The organism is Janthinobacterium sp. (assembly GCF_009923995.1).
GTDB lineage: Bacteria > Pseudomonadota > Gammaproteobacteria > Burkholderiales > Burkholderiaceae_D > Janthinobacterium.
Genome location: NZ_RFSK01000004.1, coordinates 36684 through 59252, shown reverse-complemented (window position 1 = coordinate 59252; position 22569 = coordinate 36684). Strand labels below are relative to the sequence as shown.

At 70.1% G+C, this 22569-nt stretch carries 14 protein-coding genes and 1 pseudogene; 14 read left to right on the top strand and 1 reads right to left on the bottom strand.

Features of this window, described 5'->3' with window-relative positions; genetic code table 11:
* Positions 1-257: 257 nt before the first annotated feature.
* Positions 258-1154: pseudogene (locus EBS11_RS03130) on the bottom strand (cellulase family glycosylhydrolase); the annotation flags it as partial.
* 667 nt (positions 1155-1821) lie between these two features.
* Here EBS11_RS03130 and EBS11_RS03125 point away from each other — a divergent pair.
* The 14 genes from EBS11_RS03125 (at position 1822) to EBS11_RS03060 (ending at position 22542) form a co-directional block, all read left to right on the top strand.
* Positions 1822-2406, top strand: a complete 585-nt coding sequence (locus EBS11_RS03125) for a DUF4255 domain-containing protein (RefSeq protein ID WP_290600482.1) — start codon at positions 1822-1824, stop codon at positions 2404-2406.
* Between the two features lie 6 nt (positions 2407-2412).
* Positions 2413-3660, top strand: a complete 1248-nt coding sequence (locus EBS11_RS03120) for a hypothetical protein (RefSeq protein ID WP_290600480.1) — start codon at positions 2413-2415, stop codon at positions 3658-3660.
* Between the two features lie 50 nt (positions 3661-3710).
* On the top strand, positions 3711-5585 hold the full coding sequence (locus EBS11_RS03115; RefSeq protein WP_290600479.1) for a phage tail sheath C-terminal domain-containing protein: 1875 nt from the start codon (positions 3711-3713) through the stop codon (positions 5583-5585).
* Between the two features lie 89 nt (positions 5586-5674).
* A complete protein-coding gene (locus tag EBS11_RS03110) occupies positions 5675-6094 on the top strand; it encodes a phage tail protein (protein ID WP_290600478.1) in 420 nt (139 codons plus the stop codon).
* A 2-nt stretch (positions 6095-6096) separates the two neighbouring features.
* A complete protein-coding gene (locus tag EBS11_RS03105; RefSeq protein ID WP_290600477.1) occupies positions 6097-6621 on the top strand; it encodes a phage tail protein in 525 nt (174 codons plus the stop codon).
* A 12-nt stretch (positions 6622-6633) separates the two neighbouring features.
* A complete protein-coding gene (locus EBS11_RS03100) occupies positions 6634-6822 on the top strand; it encodes a DUF5908 family protein (protein ID WP_290600475.1) in 189 nt (62 codons plus the stop codon).
* 1 nt (position 6823) lies between these two features.
* The gene (locus tag EBS11_RS03095; protein ID WP_290600474.1) at positions 6824-7516 is read left to right on the top strand and encodes a peptidoglycan-binding protein; all 693 of its coding nucleotides are present in this window, start codon (positions 6824-6826) and stop codon (positions 7514-7516) included.
* Positions 7513-9312, top strand: a complete 1800-nt coding sequence (vgrG, locus tag EBS11_RS03090) for a type VI secretion system tip protein VgrG (RefSeq protein WP_290600473.1) — start codon at positions 7513-7515, stop codon at positions 9310-9312. Before EBS11_RS03095 ends, vgrG begins: the two co-directional genes overlap by 4 nt.
* 29 nt (positions 9313-9341) lie before the next feature.
* The gene (locus EBS11_RS03085; RefSeq protein ID WP_290600472.1) at positions 9342-9641 is read left to right on the top strand and encodes a PAAR domain-containing protein; all 300 of its coding nucleotides are present in this window, start codon (positions 9342-9344) and stop codon (positions 9639-9641) included.
* Positions 9642-9644: 3 nt separating this feature from the next.
* Positions 9645-10073, top strand: coding sequence for a GPW/gp25 family protein (locus EBS11_RS03080; protein WP_290600471.1), 429 nt, complete (start codon positions 9645-9647; stop codon positions 10071-10073).
* A gap of 13 nt (positions 10074-10086) precedes the next feature.
* Complete coding sequence (locus EBS11_RS03075) at positions 10087-14097, top strand: hypothetical protein (protein WP_290600469.1); 4011 nt, start codon at positions 10087-10089, stop codon at positions 14095-14097.
* Positions 14094-17354, top strand: a complete 3261-nt coding sequence (locus tag EBS11_RS03070) for a glycoside hydrolase domain-containing protein (RefSeq protein ID WP_290600467.1) — start codon at positions 14094-14096, stop codon at positions 17352-17354. The genes EBS11_RS03075 and EBS11_RS03070 overlap by 4 nt, the downstream gene beginning before the upstream one ends.
* Positions 17351-21184: a contractile injection system tape measure protein gene (locus EBS11_RS03065; protein ID WP_290600465.1), complete on the top strand. Its 3834-nt coding sequence runs from the start codon at positions 17351-17353 to the stop codon at positions 21182-21184. Before EBS11_RS03070 ends, EBS11_RS03065 begins: the two co-directional genes overlap by 4 nt.
* Entirely contained in the window at positions 21178-22542 is a 1365-nt protein-coding gene (locus EBS11_RS03060) for an ATP-binding protein (RefSeq protein ID WP_290600463.1), read from the top strand. Before EBS11_RS03065 ends, EBS11_RS03060 begins: the two co-directional genes overlap by 7 nt.
* Positions 22543-22569 lie beyond the last annotated feature (27 nt).

Here is a 22569-nt window from a genome sequence, read left to right as displayed (position 1 = left end):
ATGCCGGCTGGCGTATTCTGGCCCGCCGGCGTGCCCCACTCGGTCACGAACAGCGGACGGGCATCGGCGCCCTGGTTCGCCTCGACCACGTTGGCCTGGTAAATGGGGAAGTCGCCATCGATGCCGGCATAGATATTCAGCCCCCAGACGTCGACCACCTGCCCGATGACGCTCTCGATGGGCATGCCGTTGAACGCGGTTGGCGGCTGCTGCCCCGCCTGGTCCGTGACCGTCACGCTGCCGTTGTACAGCGTCTGGTCGTCCTGGAAGGCGATCAGCGCCAGCTTGTCCGGCGCGGCGGCCTTGATCGCCTGGTACATCGACTGGTAGTACAGCCAGGTGCGCGAATCGGTATTCACCACGGCATTGTTTTGCTCGTTACCCATGCAAAAGCCCAGCACGGCCGGGTGCTTGCCATACAGCGTCGCCAGCTTTTGCGCGGTCTGCAGGTAAAAGTTCTGATACGCGCTGCTGACGCTGGCGACCGCGTAATTGAAGCAGTTGCCTCCTTCGACGGCGATGCCCAGCACCACGTAGATGCCATTGGCGTAGCAGGCGTCGAGGAAAGGCGTGTGGTCGAACGACACGGTATAGGGGTACTGCGCAGGCGTGTACACCGACATCGGCGTGCTTTGCGTGATGCCCTGCAAGTAGTCCAGGTCGCTATTCTTGTACCAGTACCATGAAAAATACGTGCGCACGGCGTTCGCACCGGCCGCCTTCAGCAAGGGAATGTCACGGCTGCCGAGATCGCCGCCGGCGCCCGTCCACCATGGCGGCACGAACCAGTCGCCGACGCCCGGCAGGAAGGTGGCGCCGCCGACCGGCGTGGGCGAGTAATTCACGCCGCGGGCGAAGAAGGGCTGGCCGTTCCGGAAAATGCGCGTGCCCTGCACCGAAAACCTGTTCTCCGGCAGCAGGGCAAAGTCGGCCGCGATTGTCAGGATGAGCTGGTAGGCCCCCCCTTGCGGCGTGCGGGACAAGGCGGGTGGCTGCGCCGCCGACAGCGGCCAGGTGGCCGGCAAGGCATAGCCGACGGGCACGATGCTGTCGCCGTTCACGCCGAAAGTTTGCACCAGGGAAAACGCCGTCCCGCCGATGCTGCCATCGAGTTCCAGCGTGACGGTCACGGGCAGGCCCGCGGCCGGTGCCATGCTCACCGTAACGCTGGCATCGCTGCCGGCGGCGGGAACGGGCACGGGCACCGGCCCGGCGTGCAGGGTGGCAGTGCCATTGCCTGCCGGGGTGATGCAGGTGATTTGCGGCGTGAATGACAGCGCGCACGAGGACTGGTTGCGCAGCACCAGTTCGATGGTGGTCGCGGGACTGGAGGCGGAAGCGGCGGCGGGCATCAGATGGATCTCCTGTGTAGGACTCTTTGTAAGGGCTACGACCGGATGCTGGCCGCGTGCGGCCGGCGTGGCTCGCCTGCCGCCGCGTAGGCCATGGCGCGCCAGCCGCGGTACGGGAGCGGTACGTCGGAAAGCGGAGGCGGATCTTGCCCGGAGCCGCCCGTTTTCGGCCTCGGCGTTCGGATTGTACTTGCTTGAATAGTAAAAAAACACGCACATTGTCACGCCGCGATCCGGCCTCGCGGCGTCCCCGAATGGCGGCCTGAACAAATAAATTTATCGTGACAATAGGATAGTTTTATTACTTTTTTTGCATGCTACCATCGCTGCGGTTACATGATTCCAGGCAGCGACAATTACCATGGAACAGCATATGTCCTACCTGAAATCCCCGTCCCTTTCCTCGCCGCGCCCACGCTTTCCGGCGCGCGGTCCCATAGCTGCAGCGCCGTTTCCCGGGTACTGAACCATGTCGGACATACGCAATGTGCTGGAAGTGATTTGCCGGCAAGCCAACGAGTACTTGCTCAACATTCACAGTCGCAATGACGACTGGGTCGTGCTGTCGAGCATCGTCGACCACAATGGCCGCGTGAATGAGTTCATCAAGGACAAGGTGGTCATGACCGTGTACAACATCACGCGCGAAAACATGATCAGCACCTACACCCCGGCCCGGCCCGGCGGCGACGCCTTTGCCATTGTCAGTCCGCCCATCTACATCAACCTGCACCTGATGTTCATGGCAAATTTTTCCGAGAGAAACTATGCGGAAGGCCTGGCCGCCATCTCGGTCCTGATCTCGTTTTTCCAGCAGCGTCCCTGTTTCACGCCGTCCGACACGCCGGAGCTCAAGCCGGGCATCGACAAGCTGACGCTGGAGATGGAGAACCTGACGCCCGTCGACGTCAACTACGTCATGGGCATCCTGGGCACCAAGTACCTGCCCAGCGCCTTTTACAAGCTGCGGCTCTTGCCATTCGACTCCAACGCCATGCGGGCCAGGACATATGGCGCCATGGGCCTGGGCACGGCGCAAGCCCCGCAAGCCTGAGCCGCCATGGGACTCCAGCGCAACTACCTGTCGATGGGCATGACGTTCTCGCCCGACGGCGGCGATACGCTGCTGGTGAAACTGTTCAGCGTGACGGTGCGGCATACCTATTACAGCCTGTCGCGGGGCTTTTGCCCGGACCTGCGCATCGCCCCCACGCCTGCGAGTGAGGAGCTGATGGGCAATTTCGGCATGGCACTCAGGCAGGAGCGCTTCGGCTTCAGCATCTTCATCCAGCGGGGCCGGCTCAAGGACCTGCAGGCCTACCTGTTCGCCAAGGCCCTGCCCGGCCCCGGCGGCACGCTGGAATTCTGGGAACGCCTGACTTTTTCCATGCAGCTGCAAAATCCCGCCTTCATCGACATCACCCAGCTGCCGCTGACCACCAAGATCAATGAGCGCAATTTATATGCCAGCAATTGCCAGGCGCACCTGGAAGACGGCCTGGCGCTGCTGTCTCCCGGCCCCTTCCTGGACGGGGCCGCCTTTTACGACGTCGTCGGCCGCGACGTCACACTGCGCCTGCCCGCCGGCGCGCAGCGCGTCGTCGTCACCGACATCGCCGGGCGCGTGGTGCTGCCGCCGCCGGGCACGGAGCCGATCCCGATCTTTCCCGCCGGCAGCGGTGCCGGCGCCCCGCAATGGAGCTGGGCGCAGATCGACATGAGCGCGCTGCCGTTCGACCTGTACACCATGCGCGTACAGGATGCGCACGGGGACGATATTACTACGGGGAAATATCCGTGGAGCGTGCTGTACAGCCAGCCCCAGGCCGATGCCCTGCTGCTGCTGGACATGCTGCTGACGCAGCCCACCCCGGACAGTGCCGGCGTGTATCCGCTGCCGCCCCTGTTCGGCATGCCGCCCGCGCCACCGGCCGCCAGCGGCACGCCGTACGTGCTGCCCTTCGATGCACGGCATACCTATTGGCAATATTACATCGTCTCGCAAGGCCCCAGGGGCGTCTTGCGGGACCTGCGGATCAGCGGCCAGGGCGCCGACTTCGTTTGCCAGCCGGACCCGGTGCTGCTGCCGAACGGGGACCTGGCCACGGTGTTCATGGCGCAGCAGCCATTGCCCTTGAGCCAGCACGCCACGCAAGTCTTCCAGCTGACGGGCCGGCGCAGCGATGCCAAGGGCCACGAAAACGCGATCAGGATTTCCCGGCTACCGGTGGCGGCCGCCACGCCGGTGTGGCCGAGTCTCACTCAGCGGTTCCAGTCCGGGATTTCTGAGATTTATGTGTATGTTTGATCCGGCAATTCTGCCATGTTGCAGGTCTTTAACTACAAGGAAAAAAGTCCATGTCGACGAGTACAACCCTAGCGAAGAATCGGAAAACGCCCGGCGTTTATATCACCGAGTTCCCCTCGTTTCCGCCGTCCATCGTCGGCATGCCGACGGCGGTGCCCATTTTCATCGGTTATACGGAGACGGCCGTCGATCCGTCGAGCGGCCAGCAGATGTACCTGACGGCCGTGCAACTGAGTTCCCTGTCCGACTACAACAATTACTTCGGCGGCGACTTCGACGCCAAGGGGGTGGTCGAGTTCGTCGATAACAGCACCTTCGACGCCAAGTACGATTTCCAGGCGATCGTCAAGGTCCTGTCGGGCACGGACCCGAAGGCGCTGGCCGACCAAACGGACTATTTTTCCATCGGCACCTCGCTTGCACCGGATGCGGCGCTGCAACAGGCGACGGAAATGGCGGAAGAAGGCAAGAGCAAGATCAAGACCATCGCCCAGTTCAACCTGTATTCGGCGATGCAGATGTTCTTCAAGAATGGCGGCGGCAATTGCTACGTTGTTTCCGTGAGTAACTACTGGGGCAAGCAGAGCGTGCTGCCGACGCCGGAAGCCGATCCCGTCAAGATCAGCGCCACCGAACTGCAGAAGGGCCTGGACGTGTCGGCCGTGACGCGCGGGCCGACGATGCTGCTGGTGCCGGACGCCTGCCTGTTTCCCAAGGAGGAAGGCAAGGATGGCCAACCGGACAGCTATCCCGGCTATTCAGACATCGCCGTGGAGATGCTCAGGCAGTCGAAGAAGCTGCAGGACCGGGTCGCCATCCTCGACTTGCCCGGCGCCCTCGACGCGGAGAACTGGAGCGCCACGGGCATGGCCAAGCAGGCGAAGATCTTCTATACGGCGATCAGCGCCGCCGCCGAAGCGTTCAGCTATGGCGCCGCGTATGGCCCGGCGCTGCAATCGTCCCTGATGACGTCCGCCGACATTCTCTACAACAACCTGTCGGGCAGCGCGGAAAGCACCGTGTGGATGAACAGCCTGCTCACCTCGCAGGCGTACACGCTCTACCCGCCCGGCAAGGATGGCAAGCTGTCGGAAAAGTTCCAGGACGTGGCGGAACATATCGCCGCCGCCTTTCCCGTGGCCAAGACGGAGACGACGGACTTTGGCGACCCGGGGTCCATCATCGCCACCATGACCGCGGCGCCCAAGCAGCTGGTCTCGCTGGCGCCGGCCAAGCCGAATCCCGCCCTGAACGACACGCCGGCGGCCAGGGTGGCGCTGGACCAGTACCTGGAAAATGCCACTCCCCTGCTGAGCAAAATCGAACAGATCCTCGCCACCCAGCTCAATGTCGTGCCGCCAAGCGGCGCGCTGGCGGGCATCTGGACGCTGAACGACAACAACCGCGGCGTGTGGAACGCGCCGGCGAACATGACGCTGAACAACGTCATCTACCCGATGGTCGACCTGACCGACGCGGAACAGGGCGATTTCAACGTGCCCCTGAGCGGCAATGCCATCGACATCCTGCGCTCCATGGTCAACCGCGGCACCGTCGTCTGGGGCGCACGCACCCTCGATGGCAACAGCCTCGACTACCGCTATATCCAGGTGCGCCGCACCCTGAACTATATCGAGCAATCGATCAAGCAGGCGCTGCAGCAATACGTCTTCGCCGCCAACGACGGTGGCACCTGGACCACCGTGACGGCCGCCATCTCCAACTTCCTGACCCAGCTGTGGCAGTCCGGCGGCCTGATGGGCGACAAGGCCAGCGACGCGTTTACCGTCAATTGCGGCGTGCCCACCACCATGAGCGGACTCGACGTGCTCAATGGCTACATGATCGTCAACGTCACGGTGCAGCTGATTCATCCGGCTGAATTCATCGAGCTGACCTTCATGCAGACCATGCAGGGCGTGTAATTGATCTTCGATAATTCAATAACAATCCGATCACTTTTTAGCAGGAGTTCATGATGGCTGGTGAAATTCAATCCCCCAATGTTTGGCCGTTGCCAAAGTTCTATTTTTCCGTCACAGGTTTGCCGACCGGCACCGTCAGTTTCCAGGAAGTGACGGGCCTGTCCACCGAGGTGACACCGATCGAGTACCGCCACGGCGACAGCCCCAGTTTTTACCCGATCAAGATGCCGGGCCTGGGCAAGGTGGGCAATGTCTCCATGCGCAAGGGCATTTTCGTCAACGATACGACCTTGTGGACGTGGTTCGACCAGATCAGGCTCAATACCATCGCGCGCCTGACCGTGGTGGTCAGCCTGCTCGACGAGACGGCCACGCCGAAGATGGTGTGGACCCTCAACAATGCCTTCCCGATCAAGGTCACGGGCACCGAGCTGAAATCGGAAGGCAATGAAGTGGCCGTGGAAAGCGTCGATATCGCCTTCGAGACGATGGTCATCTCGGCGCCGTGACGATGTTTGCACCCTATTGCCCGCCGCCAGCGTTCTACTTTACCGTCATGGTGGCGGGCACGGGCACGGCCCTGCAGCTGAGCAGCATGGCCGACGCCGGCTTCCAGGAGGCGTCGGGCCTGGAAGCGAAGATCGAAACGGAGGCGCTGAAGGAAGGCGGCGAGAACCGCTATGTCCACCAGCTGCCTGGCGCCACCTCGTCGCCCAACCTGGTGCTGCGGCGCGGCTACGTGACGCGGCCATCCTTCCTGTCCGAATGGGCGGCGCAGACGGTCGGCTCCACGCTGGCCCAGCCGATCCTGACGCAGACGCTGGTGGTCATGCTGCTGGGCGCCGACCATATTCCCCTGGTGGCGTGGAACATCGCGCGGGCGTGGCCCGTGCGCTGGATGACGGGCCCGTTCGATTCGCAGAAAAACGAAGTATTGACGGAAGTCATGGAATTTGCCTACGCCACGGTGACGCGCATGCCGCTCACCGAAGCGGCCGCCATGGTGCCGGCGGTCTCGGCCCTGATACGCCCCTAGAGGAGAACGGACATGCCCCTGCATATAGGTGAAATCGGCGTGCGCGTGGCAGTGCGCGACCCCAGTGAGAAACCGGCCGCGCCCGCGGCAGGCGGCTGCGGCGGCGGTGGCCAGGCGCTGGCCGCCACGCAGCAGGACCAGATCGTCGCCGAATGCGTGCGCCTGGTGCTGCAGACCCTGCGCATGAACGAGGCGCGCTGACATGACGGGCAGCCTCGAACACATGATCATCCAGGCCTACGCCGATGAGGAATTCAACCAGCAGGTGGGCCAGTTCACCGTGTGGATCAACCCCGCCACCTATACGCACGAGTACGGCATCTCGCACAGCGACCGCCAGGCGCCGGGCAGCAATGGCGCGTCGCCCGAATTTAACAAGGTGTGCCAGGAAACGGTGGCCTTCGAGCTGGTATTCGACGCCACCGGCGTGGTGCCGCCGCCCATCCCCGGCACGCCCATCCCGAAAAAGGGCGTGACGGCGCCGATCGACGAATTCCGCCAGCTGGCCGTGACGGTCAACAGCGACACGCACCGGCCCAATTTCCTGCGCCTGATCTGGGCGCAGCTGCAGTTCGATTGCGTGTTGAGCAAGCTGAGCATCAGCTACACCCTGTTCCGCCCGGACGGCACGCCCCTGCGCGCCAGGCTGGCCGTGTCCTTCACTTCGTTCAGCAGCGAAGTGGAGCTGGCGCAGGAAGCGAACCTGCACTCGCCCGACATGACGCACCTGGTGACGGTGCTGGCCGGCGACACCCTGCCCGCCCTGTGCTTCCGCATCTATGGCAGCAGCCAGTACTACCTGGGCGTGGCCGCCTTCAACCGGCTGCCGGACTTCCGCCGCCTGCGCCCGGGCGCGCAGCTGGTGTTTCCGCCCCTGTCGGGAGCGGCGGCATGAGCGCGCCTTCCCCCGCCCTGCTGGCCGGCTCGATCGTCAACGTCGCCATCACGGCCGACGGCAAGCCCCTGAACTCCACCTACCAGGTGCTGGCCGTGGATATCTGGACCGGCGTCAACAAGCTGCCGCGCGCGCGGCTGGTCATCGCCGACGGCAGCCCGAACACGGCCACCTTTCCCATCAGCGAAACGACGGCCCTGATTCCCGGCGCCAGCCTGGAGATCGCGCTGGGCTACGACGGCGGACAACACACGGTATTTTCCGGCCTGGTGTGCCAGCAGGGCATCAGCATCAGCGGCAACGGGCCGTCGCAGCTGATCGTCGAGGCGACCGACAAGGCCGCGGTGATGACGCTGGCGCGCAAGAACGCCATCTTCGAGAAGACCAGCGACAGCAAGGTGATCGAAAAACTCATCAGCCAGGCCGGCCTGGGCGCGGACGTCAAGGCCACGACGGAAGTGCTGCCCGCCGTGGTGCAGTTCTACTGCTCCGACTGGGACCTGATGCTGGTGCGCGCGCAGCTCAACGGCATGGTGGTGGTGACGTCGGCAGGCAAGGTCAAGGTGGCGCCGCCCGACACGGCCGCCCCGCCCGTGCTGACGCTGACGTACGGCCAGTCCATCCTCGATTTCCGCGCCGGCATGGATGCCACCGAGCAGTACAAGGCCAGCGCCATCCAGAGCCAGGCCTGGGATCCGGCCACGCAGAAGGTGGCCGTCTCGGGCCAGGCCAGCACCAGCGTGAAGGCGCCCGGCAACCTGTCCTCGGAACAGCTGGCCGGCGTCTTCGACGTCAAGCAGTACCTGCAGCAGACGGCAGGCACCCTGGCGCCGGCCGAACTGACCGCCTGGTCCTCGGCCGAACTGCTCAAGACGCGCCTGGCGAAGATCCGCGGCGAAGTTCAGTTCCAGGGCAGCGCCCTGGCCGAGGTGGGCGCCATGGTGACCCTGGCGGGCCTGGGCGACCGCTTCAACGGCGCGGCCTACGTCTCCGGCGTGCACCACCGCGTGGCGCAGGGGCTGTGGCTCACGAGCGCCACGATCGGCCTGTCGCCGGACTGGTTCGCGGCCACGGCGCCGCAGATGGTGGCGCCGGGCGCCTCGGGCCAGCTGCCGGCCGCGGCCAGCCTGCAGACGGGCGTGGTGCTCAAGACGGACCAGGACCCGGACGGCGAATACCGCGTGCAGGTGTCGCTGCCGCTGCTGCAGGCGGGCACCCTGGGGCTGTGGGCCAGGCTGGGCGGTTTTTACGCCTCGAACGGCTTCGGCGCCGAGTTCTACCCCGAAGCGGGCGACGAAGTGGTGGTGGCCTTCATGAATGGCGATCCCCGCTTCCCCGTCATCCTCGGTGCGCTGTACAGCAAGAAAAACCCGCCGCCCGTGCCGCCCGACGGGGAAAACAGCCAGAAGACCATCGTCACGCGCGCCGGCATGCGCATCGATTTCTTCGACAAGGAGACGGCGCTCGAGATCTCGACGAAGAAAAAGCACAGCATCCGCCTCGACGACAAGGATGGCAAGCTGACGATCAAGGACAGCAACGGCAACACCGTCGTCCTGGCCGACAGCGGCATCAGCGTCGACAGCGCGGCGAAGATCACGCTGACGGCGAAGGGCGACATCAGCCTGGCCGCGCAGGGCAAGCTGGTGCTCAAGGGCCAGGCCGGGGTGGACATCGCGGGTGCCACCATCAGCGCCAAGGCCGACACCAGCTTCGCGGCGCAGGGCTCGGCCGAAGCCAAGCTGACCTCGGGCGGCATCGTCACCGTCCAGGGCGGCATCGTCAAGATCAACTGATCCCCACCATCGACCACAGGAGCCAGCCCATGCCCCCAGCCGCCCGACAGACCGACCTGCACCTGTGCCCCATGGTCACGCCCGGCGTGCCGCCCATCCCCCACGTGGGCGGCCCCATCACGGGGCCGGGCGTGCCCGTGGTGCTGATCGGCGGCCTGCCGGCCGCCTGCGTGGGCGACATGTGCGTCTGCGTGGGGCCGCCCGACTCCATCGTCAAGGGCTCGGCCACCGTCACCATCGGCGGCCGCCCCGCTGCCAGGATGGGCGACTCCACGGCCCATGGCGGCAGCATCGTCCTCGGCATGCCCACCGTGCTGATCGGAGGCTGAGGCATGGCCGACGACCTTGCGTCCCGCTTCCTGGGCACGGGCTGGACCTTCCCTCCCACCTTCAGCCGCGTCCTGGCGTCGGTGGAGATGTCCAGCGACGACGCGAACATCCAGCAGTGCCTGCGGGTGCTGTTCGGCACGGCCATCGCGGAACGCCTCATGCTCGCCTCGTATGGCACGAATCTGCGCCTGCGCGTGTTCGACGCCCTGACCGCCACGCTGGAAAATGAAATCCGCACGGCCGTGCAGAAGGCGATACTCAACTGGGAGCCGCGCATCGACGTCATCAGCATCGACATCACGCAACAATCGCCGCTGGACGGGCGGCTCGACATCAGCATCGATTACCTGGTGCGCAAGACGAATGCGCGCAGCAACCTCGTGTACCCCTACTATCTGTCCGAAGCGACCACGGCCCTGCCGCCGACATGAGAAAGCCTGCGCAATGAGCCTGTCCCCCGCTTCCGGCGCCCTGAACCAGGCGATGAGCCAGCTCGACCGGCTGGCCCATGCCCCGGACCCCGGGCACGCGCCCGTGGATGGCCGCAGCCTGGCCAGCCTGCTCGCCTTTGCGGCCGAATACGGCAAGCTGATCCAGTTCTACGACCTGGCCGACGCGCCCGATGGCGACTGGTCCGCCTTTTTCCGCGGCGACCAGAGCGTCGCCCTGGCCTTGCTGGCCGCGCTCGACCTGGCCGACATCGAGCGGCAGATCGACCTGCTGCTCGACGCCCTGCGCCACGTGATCGGCGTGGAACAGCGGCTGCGGCTGTGGCAGGACCTGAGCGGCAGCACGACGCGCCTGCTGGCCATCGCGCGCCGCGCCGGCGTGCCCCATGGGGGACTGCTGCCGGCGCTGGCCGAGGTCCCCGCGTGGCGCTCGCCCGGGCCGCTGCTGGAACCGGCCGCGCGCCTGGCCCGGCATTTCGGCGGCGAGACGGCCGAGGCGCGGCTGCAGCGCGAACCCCACGGCGGCGGCTGGCTGCAGGAATTGCTGGCACTGCTGGAAGAATTCCTCGCCAGCCTGCTGCTGGCCCTGCAGCAGGAGCGCGATGCCGCCGTCGCGGCCCTGCCGGCCTCCCTGCTCGACAAGCGGCACGCGCCCCAGTCGGGGCTGTGGGATGCCTTTGCCCAGCTGTTCCGCCACGCCCAGCACAGCGTCAACCGCTTTCCCCGCCGCCTGCTCGACTTTTACCAGGAACAGGTGCTGCGCCAGCGGACGCGGGCGGAAACGCCCGACCAGCTGGTCCTCGCCTTCACCCCCGCCGACGGCGTCAGCCAGACCAGCCTGGCCAAGGGCACGCCCTTTCTTGCCGGCACTGACAACGATGGCCTGCCCATCCTGTACGGACTCGATGCGGCCCTGACGGTGAGTGCCGCCAGCGTGACGGCGCTGCGCACCGTGACCCTGGCGCCGTGCGGCGACCCGGCCGCGCCGGCCGGCCGGCTGGTGCTGGGCGGCGAGGTGGCCCTGTCGGACACGCCGCCGGCCATCCCTGCGGCCTTTCCCCTGTTCGGCGCGGACCAGCCGGGGCTGCATGGCGCCCTGCTCAGCCAGGAAGCCAGCCTCGGCTTTGCCATCGCCAGCGACTGCCTGCTGCTGGCGGGCGGCTTGCGCGAGATCAAGCTTGAACTGTACCTGCAGCCGACGGCGGCGCAAGCTCCCGCCAGCCTGCCGCCCGCCGACCTGGCGCGGCTGCTGGGCATCGCCTTCGCGCTGCGCTATACGACGCCGGATGGCTGGGCCGATATCCACGGCTACCGCGTGGCGCCGCCGACGCAGCCGGACGGGCCCTACCTGCTGTCGTTCCAGCTCGACGCGGATGCCGCGCCCTGGGCGGCGGACCCGGCTCAGGCGGCGCTGCCGTGGGGCGGCCTGCCCACGCTGTCGGCGCGGCTGCTGCAGTCGCCGCCGCCGGCCCCGGGCGAGGCACGCGCGTATCCGTACGCGGCGCTGTCCGCGCTGAGCCTGTCGGCGCTGGCGCTGCGGGTGGCCGTCAGCGGCCTGGAACAGCTGCAGATCAGCGGCCCGGGCGGCCCGCTGGACGCGGGCGCGCCGTTCGCCCTGTTCGGCTCGCCGCCCGTGCAGCATGCGGCCCTGAGCATCAGCGCGCCCGAACTGTTCGTCAAGCGGCTGGACTGTTTCAGCGTCACCATCACCTGGTTCGGCCTGCCCGTCGCCAGCTCCGGCTTCAAGGGCTATTACGAAGGCTACGTGATTGACGCCGATGGCAACACCTGCGCGCCCGGCCTGCTGTTCAACAACCGCATCTTTACGGCGGGCCTCGAGGTGGTCAATCCGGGCAGCTGGACCTTGCGCAGCGGCCCGCCGTTCCAGCGCCTGTTCCAGCTGGGCGTGGCACAGATCGAGCCGGCGCCGCTGCTGCCGCGCACGGCCCTGCGCGAGCCGGTCATCGCCAGGTCCGCCGAGCGCTACTACGACCCGCAGCTGAGCGCCGTGCGCCTGCGCCTGGAAGACCCCAGCTATGCATTCGGCGACGTGCTGTACGCGCCCAACGTGATGGCCGCGTCGCTGCAGCTGACGGCCATCGCCGCGTCCTGCGCGGGCCTATGCACGCCGCCGCCCGTCGGCGATGGCGACGCGCCGCTGGAGCCGGTGCTGCGCGCCTGCCAGGAAGGCGACGACGCCAGCTTCCCCGCACGGGTCAGTGTTGCCGTTCAGCAATCCCTGGGCAGCCTGGACGGACAGGCGCTGGCCGCGCTCGACGCCGCCATCGGCCAGGCCGTCGCCATCGCGGAACAGCCGGCATGGCGCGACGGCCTGCGCGCGGCGCTGCGCCACCAGGCGGCGGGCGCATCGCTGCTGCAGCGCCTGCGCCGGCTGCGCGCGCCGGCGCAGGACGGCCCCGCCGTGCACGCCGGCCTGCGGCAGTGGCTGGCCGCACATGGCGCGGCCCTGCAGGCGGGCGGCGCCACGGCACGGGTGGCGCAGGCGCACGCCGCGCTGGCGGCCGGCGATGCCCTGCTGTCCGCCTGGCAAGCCAGCATCGGCACCCCGACGCCCGTGGCGCGGCCGGAACTGGCCGGCAGCATGCGCCAGCTGCAGGACAGCCTGCGCGCCGTGCCCGCCGACACGGACCCGGACTGCATCCGGAAATGCATGCACGATGCCGTCAAGCCCGCCTTTCCCAACCAGCCATGGCTGCCGATGGCGCAAGGCATCCAGGTCAGCTACGGCGCAGCCGCCGCGCAGCCGCCCGTCGCCGGCCAGGCGGGCGCCACCGCCCTGCATTTTTTCCATCTGTGCCCGTTTGACCGGATCGAGGCGGCCGGCTGGCAGGACGGCCAGGCGGTGCCCCTGCTGGCGCCCCTGGCCGGCGCCGGCACGCTGGACCTCACCCTGTCGGCCCCCGCCACGGAGCTCAGCCTGCTGTTCCAGATGGCGCCGCCGCCTGGCGGCTGGCCCATGGACACGGCGATGCCGTACTGGCAGCAGGGCGACGGCACGGCCTGGCAAGCCCTGACGCCGCAAAGCGACACGACCAACGGCCTGCGCCAGTCCGGCATCGTGCGCTTCGCGCTGGCGCCCTGGCCCGTCGGCGCGCCCCTGCGCCTGCGCGCCGCGTACGCCGCGGGCGATGCCGCCCGCTATCCCCTGCTGGCTGGCCTGCTGGGCAATGCCGCCAGCGCCACCTGGCTGGGCCCGGGCGGCGCCGGCACGCTGGGCACGCCGCTGCCGGCCGGCAGCATCAGCGCGCCCGCGGCACCGCTGCCGGAGATCGGCAGCATCGTGCAGCCGGAAGCGTCGTTCGGCGGACGCGCCCGGGCCAGCGGTGCCGCCTTCGACCTGTGGCTGGCCGAACGCCTGCGCCACAAGGACTACGGCATCCAGGCCTGGGACTACGCCAGCCTGGTGCTGGCGGCCTTTCCCTCGCTGTGGCAGGCGGGCGTGGTGGCGGCCAGCAATGGCGCCCCCGGCTGCGCGCCGGGCCAGGTGTGGCTCGTGGCCGTGCCCGGTCCCGCCACCCCGGCCATCGACGACCCCACCGTGCCGGGCTGCACGGCGCAGGCGCTGAGCCAGATCGCCGCCTACCTGGCGCCGCGCATCAGCCCCTTCATCGAGTTGCACGTGAGCAACCCGCCATACGTGCGCCTGTGCGTGCACGCCAACCTGCGCTTTGCCGACGACGACAAGACGGCCTGCCTGCGCCGCCTGAACGAGGAACTGGTCGCCTACCTGTCGCCATGGCCCACGCCCGCGCTGGGAGCGCGCGCCGCCAACTACTACACCTGGCAGGAAGTGGCCCGCTTCATCCGCCAGCGCCCCTACGTCAAGGCCATCCTCGCGCTGCAGCTGTCACCGGACCCCGGACGCGCGGGCGCGCCGCCCGCCTACTACACCTCGGCCCTGTCCCACGCGCTGGTGGCCGACGCCCCGCACGGCTGCGAACTGCTGCGCCAGCCGGCCATCGCGCCGCCGCAGGAGGCCGCATGAGCGCAGGGGACGACTTGCCGGCGGACAACGCCACCATCGCCCGCGCGCCGCCCGCGCACGCGGGCCTGAACTACCAGGTCCTGGTGGAGGAAGGCACGCGCCTGGTGCAGCAGCTGTCGGGCGAGCTGTGGACCAATTTTAACTATTCCGATCCCGGCGTCACCATCCTCGAGCAGCTGTGCTATGCCCTCACCGAGCTGTCCTACCGCGCCGGTTTCCCCGTGCCCGACCTGCTGGGCGCGCCGGGCAGCGGCGCCATCGCCCTGCCGCACCAGGGCCTGCGCGCGGCATGGGACATCCTGCCCGTCAGCGCCGTCACCGCCGACGACCTGCGCCGCCTGCTGCTCGACCGCGTGCCGGAGGCAGCGAATGTCTGGCTGACGCCGCTGGCGGCGCGCGACGCGGGCGGCGTGGACGGCCTGTACCGGCTCGACGTGCTGCCGCGCCGCGCCGACTGCAGCTGCGATGCGCCGGCCGAGGCTGTCTTGCCCGCGCGCCTGCTCGATCACTACGCCAGCCAGCGGGCCCTGTGCGAAGACGTGGCGGCCTGCGTCGTGCTGGCCCCGCTCGCCACCCGCCTGCAGGCCACGGTGCTGCTGAACCAGTTCAGCGATCCCGACGCCGTGCTGGCCCAGCTGCTGTTCGCCGTCGGCATGGTGCTGGCGCCGGAGCCGCGCCGCACTTCGCTGGCCGAGCAGCGCCAGGCCGGCCGCACGAGCGCGGAAATCTTCCACGGTCCCTCGCTGCTGCAGGGCTTTGTCCGCGCCGACCAGCTCACGCCGCTGCCCCGCTGCGTGCGCGTGGGCGCCGTGCTGGAAGCCATGGCCAGCGTGCCAGGCGTGCTGGCCGTCGATGCGCTGACGGTGTACGTCCAGGGCCATGCGCGCGGCTATGGCGTGGAGGACTGCATCGACGCGGGCGATGGCAACATCCTGCAGCTGGACACGGCCTGGCGCGACGATGGGCTGATATTGCTGTGTGATAACGCCGTCTGCACGCCCAGCCCGGCCAAGGTGCGCCGCCTGCTGGACCGGGCCTGGGCCCTGCAGCGCCGCCGCTATCCGCTGTGGGACGAATATGACGCGCTGTATCCGCCGCCGGCCGGCACGGGCCAGCCGCTGTCAGGCTACACGTCGGTGCAGGAACAGTTTCCCGCCGTCTACGGCATCGGCGCCTATGGCCTGCCGTCCGGCGCGGGCGCGGCGCGCCAGGCCCAGGCCAGGCAGCTGAAGGGCTACCTGATGGCCTTCGACCAGCTGATGGCCGATTACTTCAGCCAGCTGGCCTTCGTGCGCGAGCTGTTTTCCGTGACGGCCGGCGGCGAGCGCACCTATGCCTGGCAATCGCTGCGCGCCTGCGTGCCGGGCGCCGACGCGCTGCTGATGGCGGGCTATGAGCGCGGCATGCACGAACTGACTGCGCGCAACGACCCCGTGCTCGCGCGCCAGGGCGCCGTGCTGGGCTTCCTGCTGTCGCTGTACGCCTCGCCCCTGAACGCGGCGGCGCCCGTCTCCGGCTTGCCCGGTGCGGCTGCCGCCCGGCAGGCGGCGCTGGTGCGGGCCCGGCAGGAGTTGCTCAGGCGCATAGTGGAAGCGACGCGCGACCGGGGCCGCGGCATCGACTACCGGCAGGCCGACCGCCAGCACCCCATGGCGGGCCTGGAAGTGCGCTGCCGCATCGAGCTGGGACTGCTCGATCCCGCGCGCGGCGGCGCCGGCGATGGCGCGCCGGCGCCTTTCGGCCGCAAGCTGGCGCCGGAGGAAGGCGCGCGGGTCGAGACCGCGTTCCTGCCCGTTGACCATGGCGGCGACGACGACCTGGCGGGCGACGCCATGGCGGATGCGCCCCTGGCGGGCCGCGCCGTGGAGCCGGCGCTGCTGGCGGCCCTGGCCGACCCCTTGCGCTACCGCCTCGGCGCGCTGCAGGCGGGCGGGCCCCTGATCCTCGCCTGCCAGGACATGGACGGACACTGGTGGCAGCTGGCGCCCTGCCGCGACGCCGTGCATGCCGTGATGCTGACGGCCGCCCTGCTGCGCGCCGCGGGCGGCCACGAACGGCTGTACATCGTCGAATGGGTGCTGCTGCGCGACGCCCTGGCGGGGTCGTCCGGCGCCGACGGGCAGGCGGCGGCCCCATTCAACTTCCGCATCAGCGCCGTCATGCCGGCGCCGCGCGGCAACGACGGCGAGGAGACGGACGACGACGGCTGGCGCAGCCAGGCGCGCGCCATCCTGCGCGACAACACGCCCGCGCACATCGTCGTCGACGACCTGGTCCTGGGCCACCGGCGCATGCGGCGCTTCCTGCGGCTGTACGGCGAATGGCGCCACGTGCTGCGGCACGGTTCGCCGGCGCGGCGCAGCGAAGTGTGCCGGCGCATGGCCCATTTCCTGCACGAGGCGCGCCGGCCGGACGCAGCGCCGCTGCAGGCGCAGCCGGCGCGCGCGCATGACGGCACCGGCACCGGCGCCCCGCCTGTCGCGCCGCCACCACCGGGTCCCGTGCCTGCCGCCAGGCCGTGGCGCCGCCTGCTGCGCGGCGCGGCCCTCCCCGCGCCGGCCGGGTCCGCCGCGCCCGTGGCGGAGCACCTGGCCGGACTGGCGGCGGGCGCGCGCCCGGGCGCCTGCGGCGCCTACGCCGATAGCAAGCTCGACCGCACCTCGGCGGCGGCCCTTGCCCGCCAGGGCTACGCCTTCGTGCTGCGCGACCTGAGCTGGAGCGATCCCGCGCCCGCCGACGCCTTCAGTATTGCCGAGGCGAACGATATCCTGGCGGCGGGCCTGGCCCTGATGCCGGTGCAGCGCACGCCGCCCGAAGCGTGGCTGCCGCCCGGCGAGGCGGGCGCGGAACTGGGCGCGCGCGACGGCAAGCGTGCCGCGGCACTGGCGCGCTGGATCGGTTTTCCGTCCGGCGTCAGCGTCTGGCTGCACCTGGAGCAGCGCGGCACGCCGGCCACGCCGCAGGGCGTGCTGGCCTACTGCAACGCCTGGCATGATGCGGTGGCCAGGGCCGGCTACCTGCCCGGGCTGGGGCTGGACGATGGCGGCTTGCCCGGCAGCGAGGTCGAGTATGCGCCCTTGCGCTTCCAGCAATACTGGGGTGGCGGCAGCTGCCTGCGGGGCGGACCGCGCTCGGGCGCCTGCCTCGTGCCGGCCACGGACGGCGCCGGCGCACAGGACGGCGTCGCCTACCGCTGGCAATTCATCGAAGCCGACCGCAACGGCGATACGCCCGTCTGGCTGGCGCCGTCCGCATGAGCACGCTGCCACAGGGCGACCACAACGTCGGGCGCATCCGCCTCGACATCGATACGGCCTCGTTCGACGCGGCCCTGCAGCTGCGCACGCGGGCCGAGGAACTGGCCTGGCAGCGCCTGCCCGGCCTGCTCGCCCCCCTGTTCGATGCCCTGTGCCCGGACGGCGTGCAGCTGCGCATCGAGCGCATCGAGCTGGACCTGGGCGACATCGCGGCCCATGCACTGGAACAAGATTTTGCGCCGCGCCTGGAGCGCGCGCTGCGCGCCGCCCTCGCGCAAGCCATCGGCGCGGCCATGCACGCTCCCGGTCCGCAGGCGCGGGCGCTCGCCCTGCCGGCCGCCCGGCTGGACGAGTTCGAGACGTACCTGGCCGGCGGCACGCTGCCCGCGCGCGGCGCCAGCCACGCCTATGATCCGGCGCGCATCCTGCTGCAGCTGTGCCGCGAACAGCCGGCGGCCCTGCTCGCCATGCTGCGCCGGCGCGGTCACGAACGCAGCCTCGTGGAAAGGCTGGTGCTGCAGGCCGGCGCGCAAGGCTGGTCCGCCCTGCTGCGGGCGCTGGCGCCGGCCGACGCGGCGCTGATCCTCGATTACCTGGCCGGGCTGCGCCTGCTGCAGCCGCGGGTGCCCGCGCTGCGCCTGGCGCAGCCGGCACTGGAGCGGGCCCTGTCCGTGCTGACGCTGACCTACCTGCTGCACGATCCCGGCAGCCAGTTCAACCGCCGCACCTACCTCGCCTTCCTGCTCGACGGCGTGGCGCGGGCCGAAGGGATCGCCTACGCTACCCTGCTAGGCCTGCTGCACGCGGCGGCCGAGCGCACGCGGGCCAGCCAGCCCCTGGCCGGCTCCCTGCTGGGCACGCTCGACGAATTGCTGGCCGCGCTCGCCGTGGCGCCGCCCGCGGCAGGGACGCCCGCGCCCGGCCCCGCCGGCGATGCCCTGTCGCGCGCGCAGCAGGGCGAACTGGCGCCCCTGCTGCAGCTGCTGCACGCGGCCGACCCCGCCGCCCTGGCGCAGCTCGTCGGTGCCATGCCGGCGCCCGTCTTCGCCGCCGTGGTGCGGCAGCTGCAGCCCCTGCACGCGGCGCTGATCCTCGCCCACGTCGAACACCTGGCGCTGCTGCACCGGCAGCGCCCCCGCCTGAACCTCAGCCAGGAGGGCTTCGAACTCCAGGTGCGCCTGATGGCGCTGCGCTACCTGCTGCTGGAAGCGGGCTCGCAATTCAACCGCATCAGCTGGCTGCGCCGCACCATGCTTGGCCTGGCCGAGGCGGCCGGCGTCAGCTACCGCTTCCTGCTCGACAGCTTTGCCGCCGCCCTGGACGAGTTGCGCGCCCGCGTCCCCCTGTCCAGCTCCCTGCCCGAGGGCCTGGCCCAGCTGGTCGACGAGCTGGGGCCGCCAGGCGCGGAGGCGTCCGGGCACGCCGGGCCGGCGCACGCCTTGCTGGCGCGCCTGCGCGCCCACGGCGCCGACAGCGCCCGGGCCATCGCCCTCATCGGCTGCTGCACCCCGGCCCAGCTTGCCGACCTGGCCGCCGCCATCGACGCGCGGCACGCGGCAGCGGTGCTGGACGACATCGCCGCCCTGGTACAGCTGGCACGGGGCTGGCAGACGGACGCGGCAGGAGGAGGCGCGGCGCTGGCCGGGCGCATCCCCGCCCTGGCCCTGCACGCCCTGCTGGCCCTGGATGCGGCCGGGCAGGCCTACGACCGCCGCCTGTGGCTGCGGCACGTCCTGCAGGCGCTGGCCGGGGCAACAAGACTGTCCCTGGCCGGGCTGGGCGAGCTGCTGCGCCCTGGCGCGGCCGTCACGCCGCCGGCGCCCCATGCCGCCCTGCGCGAGGTGCTGGCCACGCTGGCCGGCGAGGCCGCGCCGTCCCCGCTGCCGGCCGGCGCGGCCGCCGTCACGCCGGAAGCGGCACTGGCGCTGGCCGAGCGCTACCTGCGCAGCGGCCAGCCGCAGCAGGGGGGCGCCGGCCTGTGCGCGCTGGCCGCCGCCCACCCGCAGGGCTTTGCGGCGCTGCTGCGGCGGCTGCTGGTGGCCGAATCGGGCGATACCGATGCCCTGACCCAGCGCCTGCTCGACTGGATGCTGCCGGAAGAAGTGGTGCACAGCCTGCTGCCGGGCCAGGCCCCGCACGCGGCGCGCTGGGCCGAGGCCCTGTCCGAATTGCCCGGTGCCAGCATGGCCTCGGCCTGGCGCCAGGTGCTGGCCGCCGCCTGGCGCGGCGAGGCGCTGGACGCCGGCGGGGCCGCCGCCTGGCCCGCGCAGCGCCTGGACCAGCCCGCCCTGCTGCGGCACTGGCTGGACCACGGCGTGCTGCCCTGGTGGGCCGCCGACGGCACGCGGGCCGACACCCTGCTGGCCGGCTTGCGCAGCTGGCCCCTGGCGGAATTGCACGCTCTGCTGGAACATGGCGATGGGCCGGCGGAGCTGGGCGCGTGGCGCCTGCGCCGCCTGTACCACCAGCTGGAAGCCGATGCCGCGCTGGAGCTGCTGGGCCGCCTGGCGCCCTGGGTGCTGACGCCCGGCGGCCCGCTGGCGGGCCTGGCCGCGGGATGCGACGCCGGGGAACTGGCCGAGCTGCGCATCCGCGCGGCGGCGGCCGCCATGCTGGGGGCGCCGCTGGACCTGGCGCGCCTGGCCATGCCTGCCCCCGCGCCGGCGCCCCCGGCCGCCACGGCGCCGCCGCCGGCCCCGTCCGGCGCTGACGCGACGCAAGCGCTGCTGGCCTGGCTGGCGGGCGCCGCGCCCGCGGACACGGTGCCGCCGCACCCGCGCGCCCTGCGCGACCTGGCCGGCCTGCTGGCGCAGGACAGCGCCCCGCTGCGCGCCGCCCTGCTCGCCGGCCTGACCCGGCCGGCCGTGCGGCAGCGCTGGATCGCCGCCCTGCCCGAGGAAATCCTCGCGCGCCTGCTGTACCGGCTGGCCCCGTCGCTGGCGCGCTTCATGCTGGACCTGAAAACCGTGCTGCTGGCCGCCTGGCGGCAGACGGCGCCGCCCGCGTCGGCCCGCCATCCCGCGACGCAACTGTGGACGGCCATGCTGGACGCGCTGGCCCAGGGCACGCCGCCCGCGCAGCGCGCCATCGCGGCGCGCCTGCTGGAGCGGCTGGCGCCGGCCCCTGGCCAGGAAGGCCGCCTGCGGCAGCAGGCGCAATGGCTGGCCAGCCAGGGCGGCTATGCCCACCTGGGCGCCGCCCTGCGCGGGCAGCCGGAGCAAGCCAGGCAAGCGGCCGCCCCGCCTGCCGCCGCCGCGCGCCAGGCACCGGTGTGGCCGCCCGCCCGTTCCGCCGCGCCGGCCGGGGCGCAGGATGGCGAGCGCATCTACGTGGCGAATGCCGGCCTGGTGCTGCTGCACCCCTTCCTGCCGCAACTGTTCCGCCTGCTGGGCCTGCTGAGCACGGATGGCGACGGCGCCGCGCGCATCCGCGGCACGGACGACGCCACGTGCGCCGTGCACCTGCTGGAATACCTGGCCACGGGCAATTACGATGCGCCGGAACCGGCGCTGGCGCTGAACAAGCTGTTGTGCGGGCTGGAGCTGGACACGCCGGTGGCGCGCGGCTGGGTGCCGCAGGCGGAGCAGCTGGAACAGTGCCACCAGCTGCTCGCCGCCGTCAAGGGCAACTGGTCCAGCATCGGCAACACCTCGGTGGCGGGCCTGCGCGAAACCTTCCTGCAGCGCGACGGACGCCTCGAACGGCGCGACGGCAAGTGGACCCTGACGGTCTCGCGCAAGACGGTAGACGTGCTGGTCGACCAGATTCCCTGGGGCTTTGCCGTCATCTTTCACCCATGGATGCCCAGGGAGCTCGCCGTCACATGGTAGACAAGTCCATCCCCGGCGCCCGCCTGGCCGGCCACGCGGGCGTGCTGGAACGCGAACTGGCCTGGCTGCGCGAAGTCATCGAACGGCAGTTCTCCCTGCGCTATGCGCCCGGAGCGCCCGCCGCCGCACCCCGGCCGCCGCCTGTCGCCGATGCGCCCGGCCCCTACGCGCGGCTGCTGCGGCGCCTGGGCCTCGATCCCGATGCGCGGCTGCTGCTGATGCTGGCCATGGCGCCGCATCTGGCGCCGGAACTGCTCGACAGCTTCCAGCTGCAGAACCAGGCGACGGGGCGGCGCTTCAGCGAATTTGGCGGCGTCACCGCGCAGGTGCACACGGGCTTCCTGCCGACGCTGGAAACGGCCATGTTCCTGCTGGCGGGCACCAGCCTGGCCCGGCGGCTGGAGCTGCAAGCCCTGTTCGGGCCGCGCCACGCGCTGCGCACGGCGCGCGTGCTGGAATTCGATGCGCCGCCCGCCGGCGAGCCGTCCACGGCCGCCGCGCTGCGCCTGTCGCGGGAATACCAGGCCATCCTGCTGCACGGTGCCGACGCCGACGGCGCGGCGCCCGACGATTTTTCCGCCGAGCGCATCGCCACGCCGCTGGAGTGGGACGACCTGGTGCTCGACGCCGTCACGCGCGAGCAGATCGAGATGATCAACGCCTGGATGTGCCATGGCCGCACCCTGCTGGAAGACTGGGGGCTGTCGCGGCGCCTCAAGCCCGGCTACCGCTGCCTGTTCCACGGCTTGCCGGGCACGGGCAAGACCCTGACGGCCAGCCTGCTGGGCAAGCACCACGGCGTGCCCGTGTACCGGGTCGACCTGTCGCGCATCGTCTCGAAGTGGATAGGCGAGACGGAAAAGAACCTTGCAAGCCTGTTCGACCGGGCGCAGGACCAGAACTGGATCCTCTTCTTTGACGAGGCCGAGGCCCTGTTCGGGCGCCGCACGGAAGCGCATACCTCGAACGACCGCTCGGCCAACCAGCAGATCGCCTACCTGCTGCAGCGCCTGGAAGACTTTCCCGGCATGGTGATCCTGTCGACCAACCAGCATGGCCACATGGACGACGCCTTCGCGCGCCGCTTCCAGAGCACCGTGCTGTTCCCCATGCCCGACGCCGGCGCGCGCCTGAGCCTGTGGCAAAAGCTGTTCCATGGCGTGGCCGTGGCGCCGGAAGTGGATTTCCACGCGCTGGCCGGGCAATATGCGCTGGCGGGCGGCGCCATCATCAACGTCCTGCGCCACGCCTGCCTGCGCGCCCTGCTGCGGGGCGAACCGGCCATCGTGGGCCTGGCCGACATCATGACGGGGGTCAAGCACGAACTGCAGAAGGATGGCCACTATATGCACCGCTGAGAGCGGCATGCGCTGGCGCACTGCCTG